We start from the raw sequence: 222 nt of genomic DNA, 5'->3' as shown, positions 1-222 counted from the left end.
ATCAACCCGGTGCAGGTCGGCAACCAGCAGGTCCAGGGCGGTGGCTGGGACAGCCCCTCGGTGATCAGGGCCGGGACCAAGATCGGCCCCTCCGCCCCCGCCCCCAGCAACGACCCGACCCTGCTGCCGGCGATGGCCTCGCAGATGCGCATGCCGGTCTCGATCCGCAACCAGGAACAGCTGCAGCGTGCCGAGCGCCAGCTCAACGGCATCGCCGACAAG

General features: G+C 70.3%; 1 protein-coding gene. It reads left to right on the top strand.

Annotation, left to right across the window (positions count from 1 at the left end):
* Positions 1–222, top strand: a 222-nt coding sequence (locus RRF55_RS28725) for a hypothetical protein (RefSeq protein WP_439419405.1), incomplete at both ends; no start/stop codon positions are given.

Source organism: Klebsiella sp. K47 (assembly GCF_051858335.1).
Taxonomy (GTDB): Bacteria; Pseudomonadota; Gammaproteobacteria; order Enterobacterales; family Enterobacteriaceae; genus Klebsiella; species Klebsiella pneumoniae.
Note: the sequence above shows the minus strand (reverse complement) of the source record. Positions and strands in the feature narration are given on the sequence as shown.